The following is a 25,344-nucleotide window of genomic DNA, read 5'->3' on the forward strand; positions in this document are numbered from 1 at the left end:
CGTACTATTTGAAGTATCAAAACCGTCGTGCCGACTACTTGGGTGCTTTCTGGAATGTTGTAAACTGGGAAAAAGTAAGTGCACGTTTTGCTGCAGCTAAATAAGAGATGAATTCTTTTTTATAGGCCGCTTTGAGTAATCGAAGCGGCTTTTTGTTTTCAGGAACGAGGAGGCGAAGAATAATTAATAATTAAGAATTAATAATTAATAATTGAACAGCCAGAGTACAGGAGGGAGGATAGAGGAAATACAGAGAGGCTGCCAGCGCTGCGTTTCCGCTGCGACCGCTGCGCCGCTGCGGTAATGAAGCACTCCAAGTATTCAGTCTTTTCCCTTTACCGCAAAGAAACAAAGTACGCAACGGTTCGCAACGAAAAACTTAGCGAATCCTCTGCGCCCTCCGCGGTGAACCCAAAGCCTAAAGCCTAAAACCCTAAAGCCTAATACCTAACACCTAAAAATCCTATCTTCATCCCATGTACGAGCTTATCCTCAAAAATATCAGCCGATTTGTAACTCTCACACCCGAAGAAATTCAATACTTCACTTCAACCTTGAAAGAGAAGAAATTGAAAAAGCGACAGTTTCTGGTGCAAGAGGGCGATGTTTGTAGAAGCACCTACTTTGTAAACAAAGGATGTTTGCGTTCTTATTATACCGATAAAGACGGTGTTGAACACAATATCCAATTCTCAATAGAAGATTGGTGGGCTGGCGACATGGCCAGTTTCATCACCCAAAAACCTTCCAAAATAAGCGTGATTGCATTGGAAGACTCTGATCTTTTAGTACTCGACCGACAAGTTCAAGAAGATGTATTCGCGAAGATCCCCAAGTTCGAACGTTTCTTTAGAAACCTATTGCAAAATGCATTTGTGAGTGCACAAGAACGCATCTTGGCAAATTTGAGTGAAACTGCAGAAGAACGCTATTTGAATTTTCGAAAGAAATACCCTGAAATGGATCGTCGATTGCCGCAAAATCAAATCGCGTCTTTCTTGGGAGTTACTCCGGAGAGTTTGAGTAGAATTAGAAGGGCGATTAGTGAGAAGAGGGGGTAGGAGTTAGGTACACCGCAAAGAGCGCAGAGGATTCGCTAAGAATAGTTGTTTCGCATTCATCATCTTTTCCGTCTTCCAGACTCAACATTTTTCTTTTTCACCGCGGCGGCGCAGCGATCGCAACGTTTTCGCAGCGCCGGCAGTCTCTGTAAGTTTCAACTCCCCCTGCTCATCTCCCTTTTCTTTCTATGTATTTCCTCCCTTCCCGCAACGGCTATCGCCTGTCCCGTATCGTTCCTCACGGGATAGACTCCACTGCTTTTGCTTCGCAAAACTAGCCTCATCCCTCCCCCCTGTTCCTCTCCTTGTTCTTTCTATGTATTTCCTCTATCCTCGTCTCCTCTCATCCTCGTTCCTGTTTTCGGCTTTTCAATTATTAATTCTTAACTCTTAATTCTTAATTCACCCTCTCTCAGTTCTTTCTCCAATTTTTCTTATTTTCACCCTCTCAAAAAAAACGTATATGAAAAAAGCCATTCTTCCAGTGTTCGCTTGTGCGGTAATGTTAGTTGCTTGTGGTGGAGAAAAGAAAGTGAAAGTGTATGCGAGCGGGAAAGTTAAGATTGAAGGAAATAACATCACACTTGAACCAGGAACGAGTCATGAAGACAAAGACATGAGCGTTTCAGGAACAGAAATAACCGTTGATAATGGTTCCGGTAAAACAACAGTAGCCGTTCCTGAAGATGGATTGTATGTATTGAATTTAAAAACAGATACATTGGTAGGTGCGTATCAAAATGTAGGTGAGGGAGCGGGTGTGTCTAAAATTTCACAAGAACAATTGCAAACAAAAATTGATAGTCTTGATCAACTGACCCGCGGAATGAATGTAACGGCGGCAAATAGAAATTTCTGCATTGCACCGGGTAAGATCCAGAAAATTTCCGGTAACACTGCTTCACAAGTGGTTGGTCCATTCTTGAAACTGCCTTCTTCTTTCGAAGGCGGTAAGGAGTTGGAAGTGTATAAATTCTCCACCAATAAGGAGATCGCAGAACTTATTGAAAAATTAAAGAAGCTTCAATAAATAAGTAAAACGTTTGCGTAAGCTATTTGAGGGCAATTGTTATTAACGGCAATTGCCCTCTTTGTTTTTTAACTTATCTTCCCAAAACAAACAATCATCCATCTAATACGACTTGCTATGAGCAGTAAACATTCTTCCGGAAATTCTCGCCGAAAGTTTTTAGGCAATGTTGCCAAAACAGTGGCCGGCGCCGGACTCATTCCTTCCGTTGCAAAAGCATCAGAGATCGCTCCCAATGAAGAGCGAATGGTGCGCGATTTAAAAGAGAAATACAGCGCCAATGATCAAGTTCAAATTGCCTTGATTGGTGCCGGCGGCATGGGCAATGCCGATGCAGATACCTGCATTAGCATTCCGGGGGTAAAAATTGTAGCCGCTTGCGATTTGTACGATCAACGTTTGGTTGATGCAAAAAAGAAATACGGTGGCGATATTTTTACTACACGCGATTACAAAGAAATCTTACTTCGTAAAGATGTGGATGCCGTAATTGTAGCAACACCCGATCATTGGCACAAAGACATTGCCGTTGATGCAATGAACGCCGGGAAACATGTGTATGTAGAAAAACCAATGGTTCAGAATATCACCGAAGGCCCTGCTGTAATTGAAGCACAGAAAAGAACCAAAATGGTGCTTCAAGTGGGTAGTCAGGGAATGAGTTCTTTGGGAAATGAAAAAGCAAAGGCTTTATTGGAAGCGGGTGCTATTGGTAAATTGAATTATGTAGAAGGGTTTTGGGCAAGAAATACGCCGGGTGGTGCTTGGCAATACGATATGCCGGCTGATGCTTCTACCAGTAATGTAGATTGGAAACGATTCTTGAAAAATACTCCCGATCGTCCTTGGGATCCTCGCCGTTTCTTTCGCTGGCGTTGTTTCCGTGATTACGGAACAGGTGTATCGGGCGATTTATTCGTTCACTTGCTTTCTTCCATGCATTTTATCACGGGCGCAATTGGTCCAAGCAAAATTATGGCTACCGGCGGTTTGCGTTATTGGAAAGATGGTCGTGATGTACCAGATGTGTTGTTGGGAATGTTCGATTACAACGAAACCGAAAAACATCCGGCCTTCAATCTGAGTTTACGTGTGAACTTTGTTGATAGTACGAGAGACAGTTCTTATATGCGCCTCGTTGGAAACGAAGGTTCTATGATCGTAGATTGGGAGAAAGTAACGCTTACCCGTAACTTCTCTTATCCACCGGATAACTATGCGCAGGTATTGAAATCGCAACAATATGCTCCCGATTACGATCGTAAAAAAATGCCCGAACCTGAAACAACGGTTTACACGGTGCAGCCGGGATACAAAGGAGCTCACTACGATCACCATTACAATTGGATGCGCGCTATTAGAGGCGGAAAGCCCGTTGTAGAAGATGCACTGTTTGGTTACAGAGCAGCGGCTCCTGCGGTTTTGTGTAACGATAGTTATTTCCAAGAGAAGATCATTAAATGGGATCCTGTTAACTTAAAACTTCTTTCTTAATTCAACTAAACAACCAAATATGAAAAAAATAGGATGGAGCGTATTGGCGCTTTCAATTATACTAGGGCTTGCAGCCTTTGTTGCACCTTCACAAAAGGGCGACAACCAGCTTTCTGCCAAAGAGAAAAAAGACGGTTGGCAACTTTTGTTTGACGGATCTAGCACCAATGGATGGCGCGCCTATAAAAACAAACCTACCGATGGATGGACAGTTGAGAATGGCTGGTTGGTATGCAAAATGGAAGGTGTAAAAAATAGAGCTGATTTGATTACGGCTGACCAATACGAGAGCTTTATTCTTGAATTGGATTGGAAAATTGAGAAAGCACACAATAGCGGTATCATTTATCATTCTACCGAAGAAAACGGTGCTTCTTATGAATCAGGTCCCGAATATCAATTGATCGATGATTTGGGATATCCCGATAAACTTTCCGATAAGCAATTGTCAGGAGCTAATTACGACATGAATGCACCGAGTGCCAAAGTGGCGAAGCCTGCAGGAGAAGTGAATCATACTAAAATTGTAGTGAATGGCGCCAAAGTAGAACATTGGTTAAACGGCACTAAAGTGGTGGAATATGAGTTCTGGACTCCGGAATGGGAAAAGAACAAATCGAACAGCAAATGGAGAGATGTGAAGCCTTATGGCATGAGCAAGAAAGGACATATTGCTTTCCAAGACCATGGTGGTGGAGTGGCGTTTAAGAATATTAAGATTAAAGTAATAAAATAGAGTAGTTAAGTTATTGAGTTTTTTAGTTCTTTCGTTGGTGCTTCAATGAGTTTTAGCGCTTTACCATTTTATGATACAGGTGCCGAAGCCTCTACTTAAGAACTAAAAAACTTAATAACTTGTTTTAGTTTCTCTTGCTCCTAAAAAACTCCTTCATCAATCCCGCACATTCTTCTTCCATCACACCTGTGATGAGCGTGGTTTTAGGATGAAAGGGGCTGCCATTGGTGAAATGGCGATGACCATTTTTTTCGTCGTTTGCGCCCCATACAATAGATCCAATTTTACTCCAATAAAGAGCACCACTGCACATTAAGCAGGGTTCCACTGTTACGTAGAGGGTAGCTTCCGGTAAATATTTACTTCCTAAAAAATTGAATGCAGCCGTTAGTGCGATGATTTCAGCATGAGCGGTAGGGTCTTGCAGCTTCTCCACCATATTGTAGCCTTTGGAGATGATCTTGTTTTTCATCACAACAATGGCCCCTACAGGAACTTCGTCTTCTTCAAAAGCCTTTCTTGCTTCCACTAAAGCTCGCCCCATATAAAACTCATGACTTTCCTGCATAACTTAGATTTGATTAACTTACTGTAAAATTAGCCAAAAGGCTTGAAAGCACGTTATGAGCGAATCTGTTTATGCCCCCTTGATAAAACTGCAAAAGCAGTATTTCCAATCCGGAATGACAAAGCCCTATTCATTCCGAATGGATCAATTGAAAAAGTTAAAAGATCTACTACAAACCTATGAATCAAAGTTCAATGATGCTTTATATTCAGATTTAAGAAAGCACCCGCAAGAAGTATATACAACAGAAATTGGTGCAGTATACGAAGAAATCAATACTGCCATGAGGAACTTGGGAACTTGGATGAAACCTGTGAGAACAGGTGCGCCTTTCTTCTTGTTTCCTTCTCACGGCACTATTTATCCCGAACCTTTGGGCAATGTATTGATCATTTCTCCTTGGAATTATCCGGTGTTGCTGAGTTTCAGAGCGGTGGTAGCAGCCATTGCCGCAGGAAATACTATTGTTTTAAAGCCGAGTGAATTGGCGCCTGCTACCAGTAAAGTGATGGCCGATATGATCAACGATCATTTTGATTTGGGATACCTACATGTGTTGGAAGGTGATGGAGCTACTGTTGTTGGCGAATTGTTGGATCAATTCCGCTTCGATCATGTGTTTTACACCGGCAGTACAGCGGTAGGTAAGATCATAATGGAAAAGGCCGCTAAGCATTTGAGTGGGGTTACTCTCGAACTAGGCGGGAAAAGTCCTTGCATTGTTTCCAAAGACGCAAATTTAACGGTAGCGGCTAAGCGCATTGTATGGGGAAAGTTATTGAATGCGGGGCAGAGTTGTGTAGCACCCGACTACTTATTGGTGCATGCTAGTATTAAGCAAACGTTTATTGATTTGCTCATAAAAGAAATTGAAGCAGCTTATGGAACCAATCCTTTGCAAAATGGCTTTGGTAAGATCATTTCTGCTAAAAGATGGAAGCAATTAACGAGCTATTTGAATCAAGGCAGTGTTTTATACGGTGGTCAAACCGATGAGCAGTCACTATATGTAGGTCCTACCATTATGGAGGCTGTTCCAATGGAAGCGCCCTTGATGAAAGAAGAGATATTTGGTCCCATTTTGCCTGTGTTTACTTATGAAAAGGAGGAGGATGTGCTAAAAATCATAGAGCAGAATCCGTATCCATTGGCACTGTATGTGTTTACTTCTTCCTCCAAAACCAGCCGCTTTTTCATGGACAATGTTCGTTTCGGAGGCGGCGCCATCAATGAAACGGTATTGCATTTGGGGAATGGAGAACTTCCTTTTGGTGGTGTAGGAAGCAGTGGTATGGGCAGGTATCATGGCAAGTTCGGTTTCGACACATTCAGTCATCAAAAAGGGGTGTTAAAGCGCGCCACGTGGTTTGAACCGGCTTTTAGGCATCCTCCTTATAGTGAGGGGAAAACAAAATTGTGGAGGTGGTTGTTAAAGTAGGAAAGAGGATGAGAGGAGACGAGGAACGAGGAGGCAGAGAGAAAGAAGAGGGGGAGGAACAGGGGGATACAGGTACGAGGATAAGAGGAGACGAGGATAGAGGAAATACAGAGAAAGAAGAGGGGGAGTTGAATTAAGAGTTAAGAATTATGAATTAATAATTAAACAGCCGGTGAGATCAAGAAAGAATAGGAAGATGAGCAGGGGGAATTGAGTTAAGAGGTAAGAATTAATAATTGAATAACCGAAAGCAAGAACGAGGATAAGAGGAGACGAGGAAAGCAGCCAATTCGTTAATGTGAAGATTTGTGAATGTGAGAATGAAATACAGGGTGACTGCCAGCGCTGCATAATCGCTGCGGACGCTGCGCCGCTGCGGTGAAAAAGAACAGGGGGGCTTTGCGAACCCTTTGCGCTCTTCGCGGCCTTTGTGTAAAAAACAATCATGAAAAAATTCTTAAAATATAGTTTCATTGGTTTAGTTACATTACTTGTAGCGTTCTTTGCATTGGTTTTAATTGAAAACAGAAATATGGAAAACTTATCATTCAGACAGAAAGTAATTCGCACCTTGTACCCGTTGATCATGTGGGGAAGCAATAAATCTAAAAATTACAAGCAACTCACCCATGAGCCAGCCATGCAACCACCTGTTTCAATTTATGATTTTACTGTGGAGTTAGCCGATGGTTCTAAACTGCCATTATCGAATTTCAAAGGAAAGAAACTGATACTTGCGAATACCGCTTCCGATTGTGGCTATACACCTCAATACACTGAACTGCAAGAATTGTACAAAGCAAATGAAGGGAAGCTAATGATCATCGCTTTTCCTGCGAATGATTTCAAAGAGCAAGAGAAAGCGGGCAATGCTGATATCGTAACTTTTTGTCAACGCAACTATGGAGTAACTTTCCCCATTGCTGCAAAATCAGCAGTTGTAAAAGGAACAAACCAGAATCCAATTTTTCAATGGCTTAGCACCCGCGAAAAAAATGGCTGGAACATTCAAGACCCTAAATGGAATTTCAATAAATACTTGATTGATGAAAACGGCGCGCTTGTGGGATGGTTTGATTCGAGTGTGAAACCGGGGGAATTAATAATTAAGAATTAAATGATTAATAGTTTGGCTGCTTGCGGGGTTGAGTTGCAGATGTGATAAATTATATACCTCAGACTCAATAAACTTTTATTTTCCGCATCGCTGGCAGTTTCTTTGAGTCGCTTTTTTTTGACCACAGAATGCACAAATTAGTACAGATTCTCACAGATTAGACTCCGATATTTAATCAGCCCGACAGCGATCAGGATTTACAGGATTAATAGATTTGCAGGATGGACAGTCTACCTCCTCCCTCTTGTATTCCCCCTGTTCCTCTCCCTCTTCTTTCTCTCTGCCTCCTCGTTCCTCGTCTCCTCTCATCCTCGTTCCTATTTTCGGCTGTTCCATTATTAATTATTAATTATCACTAGTGTCCGGTTAAATTAGCTTGATTTTCAATTGAGTAGCATTTTGTTCTTTGATATCTTGGTTTAGGTCGTCTTCAAAAAGACAAGATAAAGGTGCTTTATCAAGTAATGAGACTCCAATAATTTGAAGTATTTCATAAGGTGATTGTTTCAGTTTCAACTTTGCTTTTATTATAGCAACAGTAGTATAAGTGATGATTGCAATATAGATTTGAGTCTTTACGGCGTTCTCGGAAGCACCCCAAAATGATTTTATTTTAAGATGCTGCTTTATCCATTTGAAGAACAATTCAATTTTCCAACGATTTTTATACAGCATTGCAATTTCTGTTGCAGGCAACTCAAAGTTGTTCGACAGAAAAACAAAAGTTCTGTTTTGTTCTGCATCATAAAACTTGATTCGCCTGATTTCTTTATTATAAGATTTACTTGGATAAAAAGTCTTCAGTGTGATTTTTTGGTCACACACAATACCTTTTGATTTGTCTGATGATTCAGATGACAGTCGAGTGAACTGAAGATTATTTCTTGCGCGTATTACAAAAAATGCATTGTGTTGATCGATGGTCGCAAGTCGCTCAAAGTCAATGTAGCCGCGGTCCATAATGTAATAGCCACCTGTTTCATATACTAAAAGATCTAAGGCATTCACATCATGAACACTTGCAGGAGTGACATACATAAATACTGGAATAGAAGTCTTAACATCTAGTAAAGCATGTAATTTAATCGCACCTTTTGCTCTTCTAAAACTAGCCCACCAAAATACATTTAAACAAAGGTCTATTGTAGTAGAGTCAAAAGCATAAACGTTTCCTTTAATAGTGAAGCCAAGATCATTATCAGCAATGCAAATTTTCTGAGCTTCTGCAATCATCTCAAAAGCAAACATTTCATAAATACGACAATCCCGTTTTTCATTTGCTTCAGCAAGATTTGATCTTGATATACTTTTTCCAAAACCTAAATGATAATGCTTTGATTTATGTGCCGTCAAACAAACAAGTAAATCCCTGAGACTATCACGATTGCTTAACTGGCCAAAAATCATACACATTAATTGGTTCCAACAAGTAAAATGCTTGACCCATTTATCGCCTTGAAAGTTGCTGACACAACGATCAAATATGCGTGCAGGAAGAAAAGTGACAATCTGTGAAAAAACATACTTGCCCTGATTCATAAAATGGCTGATTTTCAGCAAGTTATAAAACAAGGTCAATTCAAATCGTCACCGTACTAAAATCGTCCCAAACTCAAGCCCACCAAGATTTTCAAAGAACTTACAATTATTTTTACCGGACACTAGTGATTAATTATTACTTATTAATTAAACAGGGCATTTCTCATGATAATTCACCAACTCAATCTTATTCGGTTGGAATTCAAAGCCTGCGTACACTTTACTGATTTCATCTAATACCGCGTCAATTTCTTCTACTTCTTTTAACGTTACCAATTTATTACGGTATTCTTTGATGTTAGGTAGTCCTTTCAAGTAGTTCGCATAATGGCGACGCATTTCATTAATGCCCACAATAGGTCCCTTCCATTGAACCGACTTATGCAAATGCTTTCTAGCTACTTGCACGCGTTGTTCCAAAGTAGGCGCAGCCAAGTGTTCACCGGTTTGATGATAGTGTTTGATTTCATTGAAGATCCAAGGATAACCAATGGCAGCTCTTCCAATCATGATTCCATCAACACCATATCTGTTTTTATATTCAACTGCTTTCTCCGGACTGTCGATATCGCCATTGCCGAAGATGGGAATCTTTATTCTTGGATTGTTTTTCACTTTTCCAATCAAGGTCCAATCGGCTTCGCCCTTATACATCTGCGATCTGGTTCTTCCGTGAATGGCGAGTGCCTTGATGCCCACGTCTTGTAAACGTTCTGCTACTTCTTCAATGTTTTTGGTTTCATCATCCCAGCCCAATCTTGTTTTTACCGTTACAGGCAAAGAAGTTGCTTTTACCACAGCATCTGTAAGACGAACCATTAAGTCAATATCTTTCAATACACCCGCGCCGGCACCACGCAGGGCCACTTTTTTTACAGGACATCCAAAATTGATATCTAGTAAATCAGGATTGGTAACTTCTACAATTTTAGCTGCTAAAGAAAGGCTTTCTTCATCACCACCAAAAATTTGAATCCCAATAGGGCGTTCATAATCGAAGATGTCCAATTTGTGTCTGCTTTTGATGGCATCACGGATAAGTCCTTCGCTGCTGATGAATTCGGTATACATGAGGTCGGCACCATTGTCCTTACAAACGGCTCTAAACGGGGGATCGCTTACGTCCTCCATTGGAGCCAGTAGTAACGGGAAATCAGGGAGTTGTATATCACCAATGGTAACCGCCATAGCTAAAATTAAAAGTTTTGCAATACGCTTATTAGTATCTTGCAGCCTGCAAATTTACGCACTAAAAATTGTAATTTCCAGTCATGTTGGGACATTTAAGGATAAGCTCTCCCCGAAAGCAATTAGGGGTATTGTTTCTGGTGTTTTCGCCCCAGTTGTTTTTATTGATTGTGGGATTGTTTATGAGCAACGATCTTGGTGCTTCTCAAAAGATCGATGCCTCTAATATTCAACAGATTAAGTGGTCGCAAGCCCTGTCGTCGGTACTGTTTTTCTTTCTTCCTGCCTACTTGTTTTCCTTGTTCACTTTTAAAGGCCGACATTTCTATTTCTTAGGATTGAAGAAAGCGCAGCAATTAAACAACTACATATTTGCAGTGCTTGGCATTTTGTTTATGCTGCCCTTGGTTTTTTATTTGGGACAATTAAACAGCGGAGTGAATTTGCCTGAGTGGATGAAGAAAATGGAGAGCTCAACCGGCAATCAATTGGAAGCAATTTTGAAAGTGAATTCGAAATGGGACATTTTGGTAAATCTTTTCATCATTGCCTTTCTTCCTGCTATATGCGAGGAGTTGTTTTTCAGAGGCGCGCTTCAACGTGTGCTCATACACTACTTCAAAAACCCATGGGTAGGAATAATCACCGCTTCATTTATATTCTCAACCCTACATCTGCAGTTTGCCGGGTTCTTGCCAAGATTTTTCTTAGGCATACTTCTCGGGTTCTTCTATTGGTACAGTGGAAGTTTGTGGCCAAGCATTGCGGCTCACTTTGCTAACAATGCTTTGCAAGTACTAGTGATTTCTTTTTATCCGGAATACGTGAAAGCAAATCCAAACATGCCGGAAACCATGTTAATTGCTGCCAGCTTAGGCGGAGCAGCTTTGCTCTATCAATATTACAAACAAAGCAAGGTTACTTACGAGTCGGTATACGAACCGGAAACACTTCATGAAAAAAGTGAGTTCATAGCCTGATCTAGAAATTACCTATTATGGCATTAAACATTTCTACTTTAAAAACCAGAAGTCTTACTGCAGCAGTTTTTGTAGTAGTGATGATGCTGGGATTGTGTGTGAATCATTGGACTTTCTTTTTACTTTTTTCCATTATTCATTTTGGGGCTTGGTCGGAATATCAAAAACTCTTTGCCAAAATTGATCCTGCCTACGCTGATATTACGCCTTTTCACAAATATGGAGTACGATTGGCAGGCTGGAGTTTGATGCTCTTTTTTACCGGTAGTATGTTTTCTATCGGAAGCCTCAACTTGCATTCACTCGGCCTTTGGATGGGCATTAGTTTTCTCTTTGTATTGCCAATTGTTGAACTTCTATTTGCGAGAACCATACAGTTACAAAATATTCGGATTTCATCACTTGGCCTTCTTTACATTTCATTGAGTTGGGCGTTGATGATGGATACATGGACATTGTCGAGCCAATTGTTTTCATCATACAGCGGTTGGTTGCCGAAAGGAGTCATTATTCCAATGGGGGTGATCTTCTCTATTTGGATCAATGATACCATGGCCTATATTGTTGGTTCCCTGATTGGAAAAACGCCGTTGTCGAAAATATCGCCTAAGAAAACCTGGGAAGGAACCATTGGAGGAGTTTTGTTGGCGGTTGCCTTGATCAGTTGGTTAGGAGCAAGCGTAGCGCCATTTAATATCATGAAATGGCAGCATTGGACGGTGATTGCTTCTATGGGTGCCATTATTGGCACTTTGGGCGATTTATTGGAATCCAAAATAAAACGCATGGCCGATGTGAAAGACAGTGGAAGTTTTATGCCCGGACATGGAGGTTTTCTCGATCGATTCGATTCATTGATTCTTACTGTGCCATTTGTGTGGCTTTACTTGGTTTTGGTAGTATATAACGCCTAAAACCCTAAATTGCAGCCTGAAAATTTACAACATGACAATTCACAAGGAAGGTTACAAGAGTATTTTAATTACGGCCGTTTTGTTCGCGCTGATCAATTTGGCCTCATTTAATTGGTTGAGTTTCAATTGGCCCATCATCAGTTGGATGATTTTCGTTGTTACAATAGGACTACTCCTCTTCATTATATCCTTTTTCCGTGTGCCGAATCGCGTGTTGACCAAAGGTGATAATTTGGTGATTTGTCCTGCAGACGGAAAAGTGGTGGTAATTGAAGAGATCACTGATGTAGAATACTTCAACGATCGCAGATTGCAAGTATCCATTTTCATGAGTCCGGCAAACGTTCACCAAAACCGCAATCCGGTTTCAGGTGAAGTAGTGTACAATAAATATCACAAAGGAAAATATTTGGTGGCTTGGGATCCCAAATCATCTACCGAAAACGAACGCCACTCTGTGGTGTTGAAAAATGAACACGGAGAATTTTTGGTAAAACAAATTGCAGGTGCGCTCGCAAAAAGAATCGTTAACTATTTGAGCGTGGGTCAGAAAGTAAACCAAACCGATGAATATGGTTTCATTAAGTTTGGTAGTCGTGTTGATGTATTGTTGCCCGTTGGCACCAAGGTTAAAGTAGAATTGAATCAGGTAGTGAAAGGCGGGGTAACGGTGTTGGCGGAAATCTGAGGTAATTAATAATTAATAATTGGGGCAGGTTGAAGTTGCGAGACCATAGAGGGAATCGACTTGAGAAGAGCTTGGCAGTCTAATTGTATTGAAATTTTTGTATTAAACTTCAGGACCACCGCCGATTTATCGCGGTGGTCTTTTTTATTGATGATACTCGAAGCAATGCGATTTATCGCGTTGAGAGCAGCAATTGGTTAGTAGTTACTTTCGGCTGTTCAATTCTTAATTCTTAACTCTTAATTTCTCACAATATTGCCATCAACTCCTTCAACTCATAAACCGTATAGGTAGGCGTAAAGTCGATTTCTTTGTTGATATGATTCACATAGATCTGATCCCAGCCGGCATTTTGTGCTCCTTTGATATCAACTTCGGGGTCGTCGCCTATCATAATGCTTGTACCGGCACTGGCGCCTGTTTTTTGTAAGGCGTATTCAAATATTTCTTTATGCGGCTTTAGCGCATTGCTTCCTTCGCTAGTGATGACTTCTTTAAAAAAATGATCAATGCCCGAGTGCTTGAGTTTGCTGTGTTGTGTTTTTTCGAAGCCATTGGTAATGAGATGCAATTCGTAGCCTTTATTGGTAAGGTATTCCAGCACTTCTTTCGCGTCGGCAAACAAAATGGTACGGGTAGGAAGGTGTTCTAGAAAGGCTACTCCCATTTGATGCGCTAGTGGTTCGTCGCCAATTTTAAAATCAAGTAGGGCTAACATAAATCGCTTCCATCTCAATTCATCCACTTTCATGAACCCTTTGCGATAGCGATCCCAGAGTTTGTCGTTGTGGTGTAAATAGCACTTATGAAACCGATCGAAATCGTCGATACCTCTTTCTCTGAGGTTCAAATCGTCGTACAATTGTTGAAGGGTCAAGCGACTATTGGATTCAAAATCCCAAATGGTATGATCTAGATCGAAAAAGACATGTGTGTACTTAGAGGGCTGTTCCATGCCGCAAAATACGAACAAGCGAGAACAGAAAGAAGATGTAATTTGCAGGAATAATTGATTTGATATGAAAGTGGTTATTACAGGCGCTTCCAAAGGATTGGGAAGAGCCGTTGCAGAACAGTTTGCCGGTTTAGGTGTTCAATTGTTTATTTGTGCCAGAGGATTGGATGCACTGAAAGAAACAGCTGCCTCGATTCAAGCCCGCTTCCCTCAATCGACCGTGAATATTCAGTCAGTCGATTTGTCGAGCGAGGCAGCAGTAAAGAATTTTGGCAAATGGGTGATGGAAGATGGGAAATCGGTTGATGTATTGGTAAACAATGCCGGTATTTTTTATCCGGGCAGTGTGCACAGTGAGCCGGAAGGAAGTTTGGATGCCCTTCTCCAAGTGAATTTGATGAGTGCCTATCATTTAACGCGCTTACTAATTCCTGATATGATCAAAGCCAAGCAAGGACATGTTTTCAATATGTGCTCCATCGCTTCTTTGAATGCGTATGCCAATGGTGGAGCTTACAGCATTTCTAAGTTTGCGCTCTATGGGTTCTCTAAAAATTTAAGAGAAGAAATGAAGCCGCATGGCATCAAAGTAACCCATGTATTACCTGGGGCCGCTTATTCTGATTCCTGGAGTGGTTCGGGGATAGACCCTCAACGGATCATGGAAGCGGATGATGTAGCTAAGATGATCTTTGCCGCTGCTCAGCTTTCACCGCAGGCTTGTATAGAAGAAATTGTACTTCGTCCACAATTAGGAGATCTATAAGCAACTTTCCTGCTATTTTTTCGACCTATTAGAACCGAACTTTTCGTTTTCGTATGAATATTCGACTACTCCTCACATTATTGGTATCGCTTTCTGCCTTTCTGGCTATAGGCCAGCCGAGGTTCTATGCTGCCGTGAGTGATGGAGTACTGCTTCCCGGAGTTAGTTTTCAAATTCAGTTTATTGTAGAGGGGGGTGATAAGGTTCAAGCAATTACGGAACCTAAAATGCCCATGGTTGAGGTGTACGATAGTTATATAAATGAAAGTCAATCGATCATACCGGGCGGAAAAGGATTGCAAAACGTAAAGACGAAAGTATTGGTGGTTACCTGCCAAAGTTCAGGGGTGTTCCGGATCGGCGCCGCAACCGCAATAGTCGACGGGAAGAAATTGATTTCTGAACCCATTGAGTTTGAGATCAAACGTCCGGGCTCGGGTGATGAGTTCAAGTCGTCGCAATCAGACGACAGAATTGTTCGCACCATTACTACTATTCGGGATGGAGAGAGTATCCAGAGTTTACTTCCAACCAATAATTTCATCAAAGCAACCAGCAGCAAAAAAACCTGTTATGAAGGAGAGGCGGTAATGGTTAGTTATAAGCAATATACCAGAATGCAGTCCAACTCTTCTGTATTGAAACGCCCTTCATTCACCGGTTTCAGCGTTGTTGAAATGGTAGACGATTACGAAAAAGATGCGGAGGTTGAGCGAGTAAACGGAGTGAACTACTATGTATTGAATCTTCGGCAAGTGCAGTTATTCCCATTGCAGGCCGGATCCTATCATTTAGAAAAAGCGAGTATACAATCGGTTATTACGGTTTCTAAAGCGGGCGGAGCTTCAAACTTGGAGCGAATGATGAATAAAAACGCAGCGCCTATAAAGGAAAAAGTTTTGATTGAATCGAATGATCTTAATCTTACCGTATTGCCTTTACCGAATGGTAGTACCAAGACGGGTGCGGTTGGTCAGTTCGAAGTAAAATTGGAAACCGATCAAGTGACTGTAGCGCCGGGATCATTGATTCCCGTGCGATTTGTTGTAATGGGTACCGGTAACTTCCCCTTGATTGTAGCACCTGAAGTGAATTGGCCCAAAGGTGTAGACACTGCCGAGCCTGAAGTAAAAGAAAACCTGATAAGAGGTCAATATCCATTGAAAGGAAACAAGGTTTTTCAATATCAATTTACTGCGCCGGATAGTGGTGCTGTTACACTCCCGGCTATTGCATTTTCATATTTCGATCCGGAAACCAAGTCGTACAAAACAGCTCGCTCCAACGAACTTAAAATAGCTGTTTCAAACTTGGTTAAAGACACGGCAACAAAAGCCTATGTAACCGATGGTGTGAGTGCCGGTACTCCTATTCAGTATTATTACTTTGCGGGCATTGCTCTTGTTATTTTAGTTTCAATAGCCGTGCAATGGAGAAAGTCTAAGAAAGAAAAGCAGTCGCTGCAAATGGAAACTAAGGAGCAAGAGCCTATTCAGAAAATTGATTATTTAGAGCCCGCTAAGAAGAGTTTGTATGAGGGCGACTTTGTAAAAACCCACGAATTAATTCAGAAGGGGATCTGGATGGAGCTTCAAGAGCGATTCCGGTTGAATCCAACCAATCAAACGAAAGCAGGGATGGAACGCTGCTTGCAAGCAGCCGGCGTACAAGAAGAAAAGATAAAACAGGCGACAGCATTGTTAGCTCTTAATACCAATGTGTTGTATGCAGGTTTTGCTACCAATGAAGAAATAGCAATGAATGCCTTGCATACTGCTCAAAATCTTATAGAGTCATTTCCTGAGAGCTAGTTCTGAAGAAATTAATAATTAAGAATTAATAATTAATAATGGAACAGCCGGAGAACAGGAGCGAGGATGAGAGGAGACGAGGAAACGAGGAAATACAGAGAAGGAACAGGAAGAAGAACAGGGGGGAATACAGGAGCGGGGATACGAGGATAGGAAAACCGCTGCGAATCCGCTGTGATCGCTGCGCCGCCGCGGTGAAAGAAAAATACAATCTTCGCGGCTCCTCTGCGTTTTGAGGTGAACACCCAAGCCGCGAAAACTAAATAACTTAAAACTCAATAACTCAAAACTTGTATTAATTCTCTTCCGTATACTTATATCCAACCCCTCTCACCGAGTGGAAATAAATCGGATTTCTGCTGTCTTCTTCAAAGTATTTCCGGAAGTTGAGAATGAAATTATCGATGGTTCTGGTAGTAGGATAAACATTGTAGCCCCAAACCGTTTGAAGAATCTTTTCTCTTGGAACTACTTCGTTTTTGTTTTCAATGAGCAACTTCAGCAACATGGCTTCTTTCTTACTCAACTGAATTTTTTCTCCGTTTTTATTCACTGCTTCTTGCGCCTTAAAATCGACTTGGTTTTTCCCGAATGAATACGTGTTTCCAACCGTCTCTTTGTCTTGCAGCTTTTTATTCTTTTCGATCAATTTATGAACGCGAAGGAGCAGTTCTTCTAAATTGAAAGGCTTGGTCATGTAGTCGTCAGCACCTTTTTTCAAGCCCAATACTTTGTCGGAACTATTGTTTTTCGCGCTGAGGATGAGAATGGGCACTTCATTGTTGCGAACACGGATGGTTTCCGTAACATGGATGCCATCGGCTTCTGGTAGCATAACATCCAAAATGATCAAATCGAAATATTCGGACGCTACTTTTTCCAAGGCCTGTGCTCCATCATAAGCAGAAGTAACTTCATAGCCTTCCAATTCTAAATTCAGACGGAGTGCTTCATGAAGATTCTCTTCATCTTCTACCAGTAGTATCGATAATTTTTGACTCATATTTTGAAGGTCACTGTAAAGATACAGCCTGTTGGGTTATTGTCGCGTATTTGAATAGTAGCTCGGTGGCTTTCAGCAATTTTCTTACACAGGTACAGTCCTAGGCCCGTGCCTTTGGTTGTGCGAGTGGCTTCATTTCCTACTCGGTAGAACTTGTCGAATACCTTGCTTTTTTCTTCATTCGGAATGCCTGGTCCTAGATCGATAACGCTGAGTACTAATCGATGTTCCTCTTTTTTTAATTCGCACTTAACAATTTGGTTGTTAGGTGTGTATTTGTTCGCGTTTTCGAGCAAGTTGTTGACTAAAATGGTGATCAGCAAAGGATCCCCTTCAATTTCACAATCAGCATCGGTGACGGAGGTCCAGTTTTTATTGGGGAATCGAACTTTGAAGTCCTGAATGCACGCATTCACTAGATCGGTCAAATTGATTTCTTCTTTAGAAGCACGGTAGCTGTTTCCTTCCAGTTGAGAGGAAACGAGGATATTGTTGGTGAGCGCATTCAGTCGGTTGGTTTCCTGAATGGTCATTTGTAATATCTTTTGTCTTTTGGTTTCTTCGAGTTGGTGTTTTTGAAGGGTTTCGAGGTTGAGCTTGGCTACGGCGATGGGGGTTTTAAGTTCGTGTGTAATGGCCATCATGAAATTCTGCTGTTGCTGTTGAATTTGCCACTGTTTGCGAACAGAGCGGTATACAAACGCAGCGCCTAATAATATTAAAGCAAGGAATGTAGCCCCCTCGCCGATGTATTTTTTAGAATTGCGTTCTTTTTCGTCGATCAGTTGATGCTTTGCCTCCTCAAATCGAGTGGTGTTTTCCAGTCCATTGTTTTGTCCTACCAGTTGCTGGTATTTAAACAAATACATCTGCTGATTTTGACGCTCCAAGGAAATAAACCACCATACCAGTGCTGCTATAATATATAACAGCAGGATCCAGTATACATAGGTAATTACCCTGAATTTCGACTTTATCATTATTAATTAGTCACCTTTTCAATGCGGATACCGGCATTCATCACGTGTTCCAGCGGGTCTTCACGCATAATTTGGGCGAGTGTAAAGGTATATACGCCTTTTTTAGGGAAGCGAGATGGACTAGCATCCAATAAAATTCGGTGTTCGAAGATGTCATCCATTCCACTACCCAACCAGCCTCGTTCGTCGGTAGCAAGGGTCAGGTTTTTGCGATTCACATATGCGAAATCACCGGGGGGTTGAACAGTGATGGTCATCCAAACATTTTTGTAACGATAGGCGTCGGTATGACGAAACACTACATAAATGCGGTACAATGAAGTAGTATCTTCTACGGTAAATTGAATACTTGGTTTGAATTGACTGTTCCAAGCGTGCTCGGGTATTGAAATATTTTTCTCAAATACTCCATTGGGCCGGCAACCAACCAGTGCCAACATTAAGATCACTATCGGGAAGACTAGTTTTTTCAAGGAAGTCAATTTTTCTGCAAAATTAAGGATAGCAAGGAATTAGAGTACATTTAAGACCTGTTCTTTTGCTTTTTCCAGCTCATCTTTCATAATAACAACCGCTTTTTGAATGGTGCTATCATATGCCTTGGCTCCGGTAGTATTGATCTCTCTTCCAATTTCCTGAAGTACAAAGGACAATTTCTTTCCTTTTCCTTCGCCGTCTTCAGCCAAAATTTGACGGAAGTATTCGCAGTGGTTTTTCAAGCGCACTTGTTCTTCGCTGATATCAATTTTTTCAATGTAGTAAATGATCTCTTGTTCAAGGCGGTTTTTATCGTAACTGTCTTTCCCAACATTCTCTTCGAGTACTTTTACGAGACCGTCTTTGATTTTTTGTTTGCGCATTGGCTCCAGTTTGATCACTTCGTCTTGTTGGGTGCGAATATTCTCGATTCGTAACAAAAGATCTGCTTCGAGGCTCTTGCCTTCTTCTGCACGGTGAAGGCTAAGGTCATCAATAGCGGCATCGATCACTTTTTTAAATTCTTCCCATTCTTTATCGGTGAGGGTTTCTCCGGTTGGTGTAATTACTTCGGGAAGTTTCAGGATGCTGCTTAGAATTTGAGAAGAATCCAAGTTTAATTCTTTCGAAAGTTCAGCGATGGGTTGGTAATATGCTTTCGCCAAATTGATATTGATGCTAACGGGTTTTGCCTGTCCACTTTCTTTCAAACTGATGATACAATCTACAGTACCACGACCGAGTTTCGAAGAAAGGATGCTACGGATGTCGAATTCGAAAGGCTTAAGGAAAGCGGGCATTTTCAAAGAAAGTTCAAATTGCTTTCCGTTGAGTGATTTAATGTCGATAAGAAAGGTTTTGTCTCCCACATTGCGTTCGGCTCTACCGAATCCGGTCATAGATTTTAACATGCAAAATGTATTTGATGCAAAGTAATGAATAGTTTTTTCTAAAGTGGTTTTAATTGGTAAGCGTGAGAACTTGCTTAAAACAAAATCTCCCGGTGAACCGGGAGATTATTATGTGGATGGGTTAGTAAGTACCGGGAAAAATTAATTTCCCTTCACAATATTAAATATAATTTCTACTATGTAAAAAAATATTTCTTGATTTTTATTCACATTAAAGATGCTTTCTGTGGAAAAGGATGGATTGTCTTCGATTTTTAATGCAGTCATTTTTAATTTCTTTCCTTCGAAATGAATTGAAGGCTTGTGCTCTTGTTCTGCTAAATGTTTAGCAACTTGGTTTTGTTAAACAAATCTCATTCTTTCGAAACATTGATGAATACTGTATTCTATCGATTTTAATTTTTCAATTTTCATCCTTCAATTTTAAAAACACCGCTCCCAATAATTTTATCTAGAGTTCATTCAACCTTTCTATTTTTGTGAAAATTTTACTGATATGAAGTTTCCTGCACCTGTTTCACTTTCTTGGATCGCGTCGCTTATTGGAGCGAAAGTTTTGGGCGATGACAGTTTACAAGCAACCGGAATCAACGAAATTCACCGTGTTGAGGCAGGTGATTTGGTTTTTGTAGATCATCCGAAGTATTACGACAAGTGCTTACAATCGGCTGCCAGCTTCATTATCATTAACAAAGAAGTAGAATTCCCACAAGGCAAAGCAATATTGGTAGTAGAACAACCTTTTGAGGCCTACCTGAAAATTGTTCAACATTTCAGACCGTTTACGCCTGCAAATGGTATGATTCAAGAAACGGCTCAAATAGGAGAAGGTACATACATCGCTCCCAATGTTTATGTAGGACACCATGTTAAAATAGGAAAAGATTGCAGAATTCATCCCAATGTTACCATCATGGATCATTGTGTTATTGGCGATCGCGTGGTGATTCAAAGTGGAACTGTAATTGGCAGTGATGCGTTCTATTACAATTCTAAAAAGAATCGCGATGTGTGGTATAAGCGAATGGAAAGCTGTGGTATGGTTATTTTAGAGGACGATGTAGAAATTGGAGCTCAGTGTAGCATCGATAGAGGCGTTACACACAATACGGTTATTGGAAGAGGTACGAAAACAGATAATATGGTGCACATCGGCCACGATACAGTTACCGGACCTAACTGTTTGTTTGCAGCACAAGTAGGTATTGCCGGAGCAGTAGAAATTGGAAGCGGCGTTATTTTCTGGGGTCAAGTTGGAGTAAACAAAACCATTACCATTGGTGATAATGCGATTGTAATGGGACAGTCGGGTGTTGTTTCTTCTATTGAGGGTAATAAAGTGTATTGGGGTACTCCGGCGATCGATCATCGAGAAAAGATGAGAGAAGTGGTATGGGTGAAACGAATCCAGCAGTTATGGGAAAAGAATAAGTAATAAGAAAACCCTCAGCATTTGCTGAGGGTTTTTAATTTATTCGTAGTAATAGTCGTAGGGAAGTTGTTCGGCCATTTTCTTCCAAGCCCAATAGCCGAAATTGACCATATCGGTTTGATCGTAAAAGAATCCATTCCCCGATATTACAATGGTGTCTAACATCGTGATGGCAGTGATCTGCGAAGTTGTATTCGCAGGTAATTTGTAGAGTTCCAGGAATTTTTTATCCGGAAATACACGTTTATAACTAACGCGGTATCTTCCTTTCCATGCCAAGATCACTTCTCCGCTATCTTTTGCATAGAATTCTTCATTGTAGAGGTCTTTTATGATTTCAGATTGATCAACATTGGGGTTGGGTCCTAACTTTTCAATCATAAACCCTTCCTCCGTTATTCTGTTCTCATAATACGAACGCATGAAGTGCAAACGTGAGCCCAAATAAGTTCTGGCTCTGTTCTTCTTGAATTGGATTCTGGCTTCTTCCGTTGTGTCGATCTCATTGTAAAGAGCGAAGCCAATAAATTGGCTCGTATTATTATTGTATTCGAAAATGAAAGAATCGAGTTGGTATTTGATTTTGTATCCCAATGCATAATTGGTGATCTGCAAGTCTTCCTTGGTTAAAACCTTTAAGCGGTTTCTTTTCTTGTTGTAGAAAAAGCGCAGTGCTTCTGGGTTTTTAAGTACACATTTTTTGGCATTTTCGGTAGTGCCGAAGAAATTCTCTAAAAAGAAATTTCCATACTTCGCAAAACCATCCGGAACTTCATTACTGGCAACAACGGCCACTTCCGACATCACTTTTTCTGCCGCAGCCAGTTCAACAAACAATGTGTCTGTGGCAATATGATTTGCAGTGATTCTGAAATTTTTTCGTTCATAACCCGTATAAGAAACGGTTAAATCGTATCCGCCTGGAGGAAGTTTTAAGTAGAAATAGCCATCGTTGGTGGCAGTGGCACCGTAAGAGGTGTTGGGGCAAAATGCGGAAGCACCTGATAATGGTTGTTTGGTAGCAGAGTCTACTGCTCTACCAATTACGATAATGGGGCCATCTTGCGACCACGCCAAAAAAGAGCACAGGTTTAACAGGAATAAGAGGATTGTTTTTTGCATGGGGTGAAAACTATAGTGATTATTCGAAATTTCCTATAGACCTTACTGCTTCAACTATTTTGCCAAAATTCCCGCACGAACCGCTTCCTCGTATTTTTTACACGCATTATCAATGCTTTGTGATAATGGAGTAGGCGTAAAATCCTTCAAATGACGACGGATTTTTGAATTGTTAAAATAAGTAAAGCTTTGCGCAACCTTAGCGGTTTCCTTGGTTAGCAAGGGTTTCTTTCCTGTAAACAGCGCTTTGATCGCTTCCAATCGCCAAGCAATGGCTCCTAAAAACGGCGTCGCCTCTTTTGTTGGAGCTTTCTTTTGAAAAGACTGCGCAATGGAATCAAAAAGCTTTTTGAAAGAATAGTTTTCGCCGTTTATTATGAAGCGCTGAGATGAAACGGCATCTTCCAGTAAAAGAACAGTAGCAAGGGCAACATCTTCTACGGCTACAAATCCATTCACCCCATTGGTATACCAAGGGAACTCGTTGTAAACATTTTTAAAGATGGCGCAACTCGATTGATTCCAATCTCCAAACCCAAGCACTGTACTCGGATTTAAAATAACGGTAGATAGTCCTTCTCCCATTCCCCTCCACACTTCCATTTCAGCTTTATACTTGCTGATGGCATAGTGAGTATTCGTCTTACTGTCGACCCATTTTTTTTCTTCATCTACTTCTTCTCCGGAACTCGTTCTTCCAAGTGCTGCTACAGAACTGATGTATACCAAGCGTTGGATGTTCAATTCAAGTGCGCAATTCACGATATTAGCGGTTCCTTCAATATTTGTTTTGTAAAGTTGCTCGCGTTCATTACCATGGAAACTCACCATCGCGGCAGCATGAATAACGGCATCACAACCATCCATGGCTTCTAATAAGCCGATGGTATCGAACAAGTCGCAATCAATCCAGTTTATTTTTTCAAAAGAAGCTTCAGAAAGAGAGAGTGGTTTTTTCGGACTACGGCGAATAGCGGTTACTTGATAACCTCTTTGAATCAGTTCTTCCAATATGTAAGAACCGATAAACCCCGTTCCGCCTGTTACAAATACATTCTTGTACAACCTTTGCCGTCTTAATGTTCGAATAATTTTTGGCCTTGCGAAGATACCCCTTTTTAATACTGGTAATATCCCTTTCCGGTTTTTTTGCCCAATTCTCCGCTAGCTACCTTTTCTTTTTGAATATCAGATGGCTTTAAACGTTCGGGTTTTCCCAATTGTTCGTATACGGAACAACTTACAGCGTAGTTGATATCATTGCCAATAAGATCCATCAATTTAAACGGCCCCATTTTAAAACCTGTTGATTCGAGTACTTCATCTAATAAATCAAAACCAAGACCTGTTTTTTCTGCAAGAAACAATGATTCGATATAATAAGGACGTGCCACATGGTTTACAATAAATCCGGGGGCATCTATGCATTGAACCGGCGTTTTGCCTAGTGAGCGAGTGAACGCATCCAATGATTCTATGATTGTTGTATCGGTCTTTTCTGCTACCACAATTTCAACCAAGGGCATTAAAGGTGCCGGATTGAAAAAGTGAAGACCTGCTACTCGATTTTCGAACGGCAATTCTTTCGCAATTGCTTTAATTGACAACGAAGAAGTATTGGAGCAATAAATAGTGGTCGGCTTATTTTGATCCATTAATTGACTGAACAAACTTCTCTTTATTTCCAGTTTTTCAACAATGGCTTCAATTATTAGATCCCCGATACAATCAGTAAGGCTGCCGGTATAATGAATACGCTGATGAATGGTGTTGGCTTCCTCACTCGATAGTTTTCCTTTTGAAGTCAAAAAGTCGAGGTTTTTTTGAATGGTTTTTTTTGCTGTTTCTAACACTTGCTCGTTCAAATCGAAGAGCACTACTTGGTAGCCTTTGCTTGCACAAACCTGCGCAATTCCGTTGCCCATGGTGCCGGCACCGCATACTACAATCGTTGTTATCGAACTCATACTGTAAAGATAGAAACAAAAAACGCTTCCCGAAGGAAGCGTTTAAGGTAGAAAAATATCTTAAGTGGCGGCTGTAAATTGCCGTAGGAATCGGACATCGTTTTCGCTGAACAAACGAATATCGGTGATGCCGTATTTTAACAATGCCGGACGTTCAATACCCATACCGAAAGCAAATCCGGTATATTTGTTTGGATCGATGCCGCAGTTTTGTAAAACGTTTGGATGCACCATTCCACAACCCAGAATTTCCAACCAACCTGTTTTCTTACAAATAGCACAACCGGAGCCTCCACAAATTTGACAGCTAATGTCCATTTCCGCACTTGGCTCGGTGAATGGAAAATAGGAGGGGCGGAAGCGAACTTTTACATCCTTACCGTACATCTCTTGTACGAAATAATACAAGGTTTGTTTTAGATCGGCGAAGGAAACATTTTCATCAATATACAATCCTTCTACTTGATGGAAGAAGCAATGCGATCTTGCACTAATGGTTTCATTTCTGTATACGCGACCGGGGCAGATAATGCGCAAAGGCAATTCGCCTTTTTCCATTTCGCGGATTTGAATATTGCTGGTATGCGTTCTCAACAACCAATCAGGATTCTGTTGGATGTAGAAAGTATCCTGCATATCGCGAGCGGGATGGTGTTCAGGCAGGTTGAGGGCAGTGAAATTATGGAAATCGTCCTCAATTTCAGGACCTTCTGCTACCGCAAAACCGAGTCGTTGGAAAATTGAAATAATATGATTGCGCATCAAGCTTATCGGGTGACGACTGCCCAATGGGAGATTATCGCCCGGAAGTGTATTGTCAATAGAAGGTCCCGCAGCGGCGCTACCGGCTTCCAATTGTTCTTTCCATTGCTCGAAATGGGATTCAGCAAACTGCTTGAATTCGTTCATGATTTGGCCGAATTCGCGTTTTTTCTCGTTTGCTACATTCTTCATCTCACCCATCAGGTTTTTGACAATACCCTTGGTGCCGAGGAAACGGATGCGGAAGGCCTCTAAGGAGGGCGCATCGGTTACTGCGCTTTCCGCAATTTCTTTCTTTAATTGCTCTATCTGAGCCAACAGTTGCTCCATGCCTGCAAAGATACAAAATGGATCGCTATCCACACCTGTTATTAAAACGACAATGGAGGGTTTCAGGCTAAGATA

Annotated in this window: 27 protein-coding genes; 15 read left to right on the forward strand and 12 right to left on the reverse strand. The window is 41.1% G+C overall.

Annotation, left to right across the window (positions count from 1 at the left end; translation table 11 throughout):
* Window positions 1–8 precede the first annotated feature (8 nt).
* From ACQ2HE_RS14105 to ACQ2HE_RS14125, 5 genes are all read left to right on the forward strand, one after another.
* On the forward strand, window positions 9–104 hold the full coding sequence (locus ACQ2HE_RS14105; protein WP_430902468.1) for a Fe-Mn family superoxide dismutase: 96 nt from the start codon (window positions 9–11) through the stop codon (window positions 102–104).
* A 372-nt stretch (window positions 105–476) separates the two neighbouring features.
* Window positions 477–1,061 (forward strand): Crp/Fnr family transcriptional regulator, encoded by a 585-nt coding sequence (locus ACQ2HE_RS14110; RefSeq protein WP_430900349.1) that lies wholly within the window; start codon window positions 477–479, stop codon window positions 1,059–1,061.
* Window positions 1,062–1,524: 463 nt separating this feature from the next.
* On the forward strand, window positions 1,525–2,091 hold the full coding sequence (locus ACQ2HE_RS14115) for a hypothetical protein (protein WP_430900347.1): 567 nt from the start codon (window positions 1,525–1,527) through the stop codon (window positions 2,089–2,091).
* A 117-nt stretch (window positions 2,092–2,208) separates the two neighbouring features.
* The gene (locus tag ACQ2HE_RS14120) at window positions 2,209–3,585 is read left to right on the forward strand and encodes a Gfo/Idh/MocA family protein (protein ID WP_430900345.1); all 1,377 of its coding nucleotides are present in this window, start codon (window positions 2,209–2,211) and stop codon (window positions 3,583–3,585) included.
* A gap of 19 nt (window positions 3,586–3,604) precedes the next feature.
* Window positions 3,605–4,321 carry a 3-keto-disaccharide hydrolase gene (locus ACQ2HE_RS14125; RefSeq protein WP_430900343.1) on the forward strand — a complete coding sequence of 239 codons (717 nt, stop codon included), beginning with the start codon at window positions 3,605–3,607 and terminating at the stop codon, window positions 4,319–4,321.
* Window positions 4,322–4,445: 124 nt separating this feature from the next.
* Here ACQ2HE_RS14125 and ACQ2HE_RS14130 read toward each other — a convergent pair whose 3' ends face one another.
* Window positions 4,446–4,889 (reverse strand): nucleoside deaminase, encoded by a 444-nt coding sequence (locus tag ACQ2HE_RS14130; RefSeq protein ID WP_430900341.1) that lies wholly within the window; start codon window positions 4,887–4,889, stop codon window positions 4,446–4,448.
* A 55-nt stretch (window positions 4,890–4,944) separates the two neighbouring features.
* Between ACQ2HE_RS14130 and ACQ2HE_RS14135 the strand changes: the two genes are divergently transcribed.
* The 3 genes from ACQ2HE_RS14135 (at window position 4,945) to ACQ2HE_RS14145 (ending at window position 7,444) form a co-directional block, all read left to right on the forward strand.
* Window positions 4,945–6,327, forward strand: a complete 1,383-nt coding sequence (locus ACQ2HE_RS14135; RefSeq protein ID WP_430900339.1) for an aldehyde dehydrogenase — start codon at window positions 4,945–4,947, stop codon at window positions 6,325–6,327.
* Complete coding sequence (locus ACQ2HE_RS14140; protein ID WP_430900337.1) at window positions 6,312–6,464, forward strand: hypothetical protein; 153 nt, start codon at window positions 6,312–6,314, stop codon at window positions 6,462–6,464. Before ACQ2HE_RS14135 ends, ACQ2HE_RS14140 begins: the two co-directional genes overlap by 16 nt.
* Before the next feature lie 308 nt (window positions 6,465–6,772).
* Window positions 6,773–7,444 carry a glutathione peroxidase gene (locus ACQ2HE_RS14145; protein WP_430900335.1) on the forward strand — a complete coding sequence of 224 codons (672 nt, stop codon included), beginning with the start codon at window positions 6,773–6,775 and terminating at the stop codon, window positions 7,442–7,444.
* A 366-nt stretch (window positions 7,445–7,810) separates the two neighbouring features.
* On the opposite strand, the gene ACQ2HE_RS14150 is transcribed toward ACQ2HE_RS14145, so the two are convergent.
* On the reverse strand, window positions 7,811–8,983 hold the full coding sequence (locus tag ACQ2HE_RS14150) for an IS4 family transposase (protein ID WP_430900333.1): 1,173 nt from the start codon (window positions 8,981–8,983) through the stop codon (window positions 7,811–7,813).
* 147 nt (window positions 8,984–9,130) lie between these two features.
* Entirely contained in the window at window positions 9,131–10,171 is a 1,041-nt protein-coding gene (gene dusB, locus ACQ2HE_RS14155; RefSeq protein ID WP_430900331.1) for a tRNA dihydrouridine synthase DusB, read from the reverse strand.
* A gap of 83 nt (window positions 10,172–10,254) precedes the next feature.
* Here dusB and ACQ2HE_RS14160 point away from each other — a divergent pair, with 83 nt between their 5' ends.
* The 3 genes from ACQ2HE_RS14160 to ACQ2HE_RS14170 are packed head-to-tail and all read left to right on the forward strand — an operon-like array spanning window position 10,255 to window position 12,753.
* On the forward strand, window positions 10,255–11,151 hold the full coding sequence (locus tag ACQ2HE_RS14160) for a CPBP family glutamic-type intramembrane protease (RefSeq protein WP_430900329.1): 897 nt from the start codon (window positions 10,255–10,257) through the stop codon (window positions 11,149–11,151).
* A 17-nt stretch (window positions 11,152–11,168) separates the two neighbouring features.
* Window positions 11,169–12,065, forward strand: coding sequence for a phosphatidate cytidylyltransferase (locus ACQ2HE_RS14165; RefSeq protein ID WP_430900327.1), 897 nt, complete (start codon window positions 11,169–11,171; stop codon window positions 12,063–12,065).
* A 31-nt stretch (window positions 12,066–12,096) separates the two neighbouring features.
* Window positions 12,097–12,753: a phosphatidylserine decarboxylase family protein gene (locus ACQ2HE_RS14170; protein ID WP_430900325.1), complete on the forward strand. Its 657-nt coding sequence runs from the start codon at window positions 12,097–12,099 to the stop codon at window positions 12,751–12,753.
* A 247-nt stretch (window positions 12,754–13,000) separates the two neighbouring features.
* On the opposite strand, the gene ACQ2HE_RS14175 is transcribed toward ACQ2HE_RS14170, so the two are convergent.
* Window positions 13,001–13,708: a YjjG family noncanonical pyrimidine nucleotidase gene (locus ACQ2HE_RS14175; RefSeq protein WP_430900323.1), complete on the reverse strand. Its 708-nt coding sequence runs from the start codon at window positions 13,706–13,708 to the stop codon at window positions 13,001–13,003.
* Between the two features lie 64 nt (window positions 13,709–13,772).
* Here ACQ2HE_RS14175 and ACQ2HE_RS14180 point away from each other — a divergent pair, with 64 nt between their 5' ends.
* The 3 genes from ACQ2HE_RS14180 to ACQ2HE_RS14190 are packed head-to-tail and all read left to right on the forward strand — an operon-like array spanning window position 13,773 to window position 16,521.
* A complete protein-coding gene (locus tag ACQ2HE_RS14180; protein ID WP_430900321.1) occupies window positions 13,773–14,474 on the forward strand; it encodes an SDR family oxidoreductase in 702 nt (233 codons plus the stop codon).
* A gap of 53 nt (window positions 14,475–14,527) precedes the next feature.
* Window positions 14,528–16,285, forward strand: coding sequence for a BatD family protein (locus ACQ2HE_RS14185; RefSeq protein WP_430900319.1), 1,758 nt, complete (start codon window positions 14,528–14,530; stop codon window positions 16,283–16,285).
* 38 nt (window positions 16,286–16,323) lie between these two features.
* Complete coding sequence (locus ACQ2HE_RS14190) at window positions 16,324–16,521, forward strand: hypothetical protein (protein WP_430900317.1); 198 nt, start codon at window positions 16,324–16,326, stop codon at window positions 16,519–16,521.
* Between the two features lie 59 nt (window positions 16,522–16,580).
* Here the strand turns inward: ACQ2HE_RS14190 and ACQ2HE_RS14195 are convergent, their stop codons facing one another.
* Genes ACQ2HE_RS14195 through ACQ2HE_RS14210 form a run of 4 tightly spaced genes read right to left on the reverse strand, consistent with a single transcriptional unit; the run spans window position 16,581 to window position 19,656 of the window.
* The gene (locus ACQ2HE_RS14195; protein ID WP_430900315.1) at window positions 16,581–17,288 is read right to left on the reverse strand and encodes a response regulator transcription factor; all 708 of its coding nucleotides are present in this window, start codon (window positions 17,286–17,288) and stop codon (window positions 16,581–16,583) included.
* Window positions 17,285–18,268: a sensor histidine kinase gene (locus ACQ2HE_RS14200; RefSeq protein ID WP_430900313.1), complete on the reverse strand. Its 984-nt coding sequence runs from the start codon at window positions 18,266–18,268 to the stop codon at window positions 17,285–17,287. Before ACQ2HE_RS14200 ends, ACQ2HE_RS14195 begins: the two co-directional genes overlap by 4 nt.
* Before the next feature lie 2 nt (window positions 18,269–18,270).
* Window positions 18,271–18,741 carry a gliding motility lipoprotein GldH gene (locus ACQ2HE_RS14205; RefSeq protein ID WP_430900311.1) on the reverse strand — a complete coding sequence of 157 codons (471 nt, stop codon included), beginning with the start codon at window positions 18,739–18,741 and terminating at the stop codon, window positions 18,271–18,273.
* Between the two features lie 39 nt (window positions 18,742–18,780).
* Window positions 18,781–19,656, reverse strand: a complete 876-nt coding sequence (locus ACQ2HE_RS14210) for a YicC/YloC family endoribonuclease (RefSeq protein ID WP_430900309.1) — start codon at window positions 19,654–19,656, stop codon at window positions 18,781–18,783.
* A gap of 496 nt (window positions 19,657–20,152) precedes the next feature.
* Between ACQ2HE_RS14210 and ACQ2HE_RS14215 the strand changes: the two genes are divergently transcribed.
* The gene (locus ACQ2HE_RS14215; protein ID WP_430900307.1) at window positions 20,153–21,091 is read left to right on the forward strand and encodes a UDP-3-O-(3-hydroxymyristoyl)glucosamine N-acyltransferase; all 939 of its coding nucleotides are present in this window, start codon (window positions 20,153–20,155) and stop codon (window positions 21,089–21,091) included.
* 36 nt (window positions 21,092–21,127) lie between these two features.
* On the opposite strand, the gene ACQ2HE_RS14220 is transcribed toward ACQ2HE_RS14215, so the two are convergent.
* Genes ACQ2HE_RS14220 through pheS form a run of 4 tightly spaced genes read right to left on the reverse strand, consistent with a single transcriptional unit; the run spans window position 21,128 to window position 25,269 of the window.
* Window positions 21,128–22,210 (reverse strand): carboxypeptidase-like regulatory domain-containing protein, encoded by a 1,083-nt coding sequence (locus ACQ2HE_RS14220; protein ID WP_430902461.1) that lies wholly within the window; start codon window positions 22,208–22,210, stop codon window positions 21,128–21,130.
* 54 nt (window positions 22,211–22,264) lie between these two features.
* Window positions 22,265–23,275, reverse strand: a complete 1,011-nt coding sequence (locus ACQ2HE_RS14225; RefSeq protein ID WP_430900303.1) for an NAD-dependent epimerase/dehydratase family protein — start codon at window positions 23,273–23,275, stop codon at window positions 22,265–22,267.
* Between the two features lie 53 nt (window positions 23,276–23,328).
* Window positions 23,329–24,177 carry a 3-hydroxyacyl-CoA dehydrogenase family protein gene (locus ACQ2HE_RS14230; RefSeq protein WP_430900301.1) on the reverse strand — a complete coding sequence of 283 codons (849 nt, stop codon included), beginning with the start codon at window positions 24,175–24,177 and terminating at the stop codon, window positions 23,329–23,331.
* Window positions 24,178–24,237: 60 nt separating this feature from the next.
* Window positions 24,238–25,269: a phenylalanine--tRNA ligase subunit alpha gene (gene pheS / locus ACQ2HE_RS14235; RefSeq protein WP_430900299.1), complete on the reverse strand. Its 1,032-nt coding sequence runs from the start codon at window positions 25,267–25,269 to the stop codon at window positions 24,238–24,240.
* Window positions 25,270–25,344 lie beyond the last annotated feature (75 nt).

It is taken from the genome of Endoryza foliicola, assembly GCF_050589245.1.
GTDB lineage: Bacteria > Bacteroidota > Bacteroidia > Chitinophagales > Chitinophagaceae > Endoryza > Endoryza foliicola.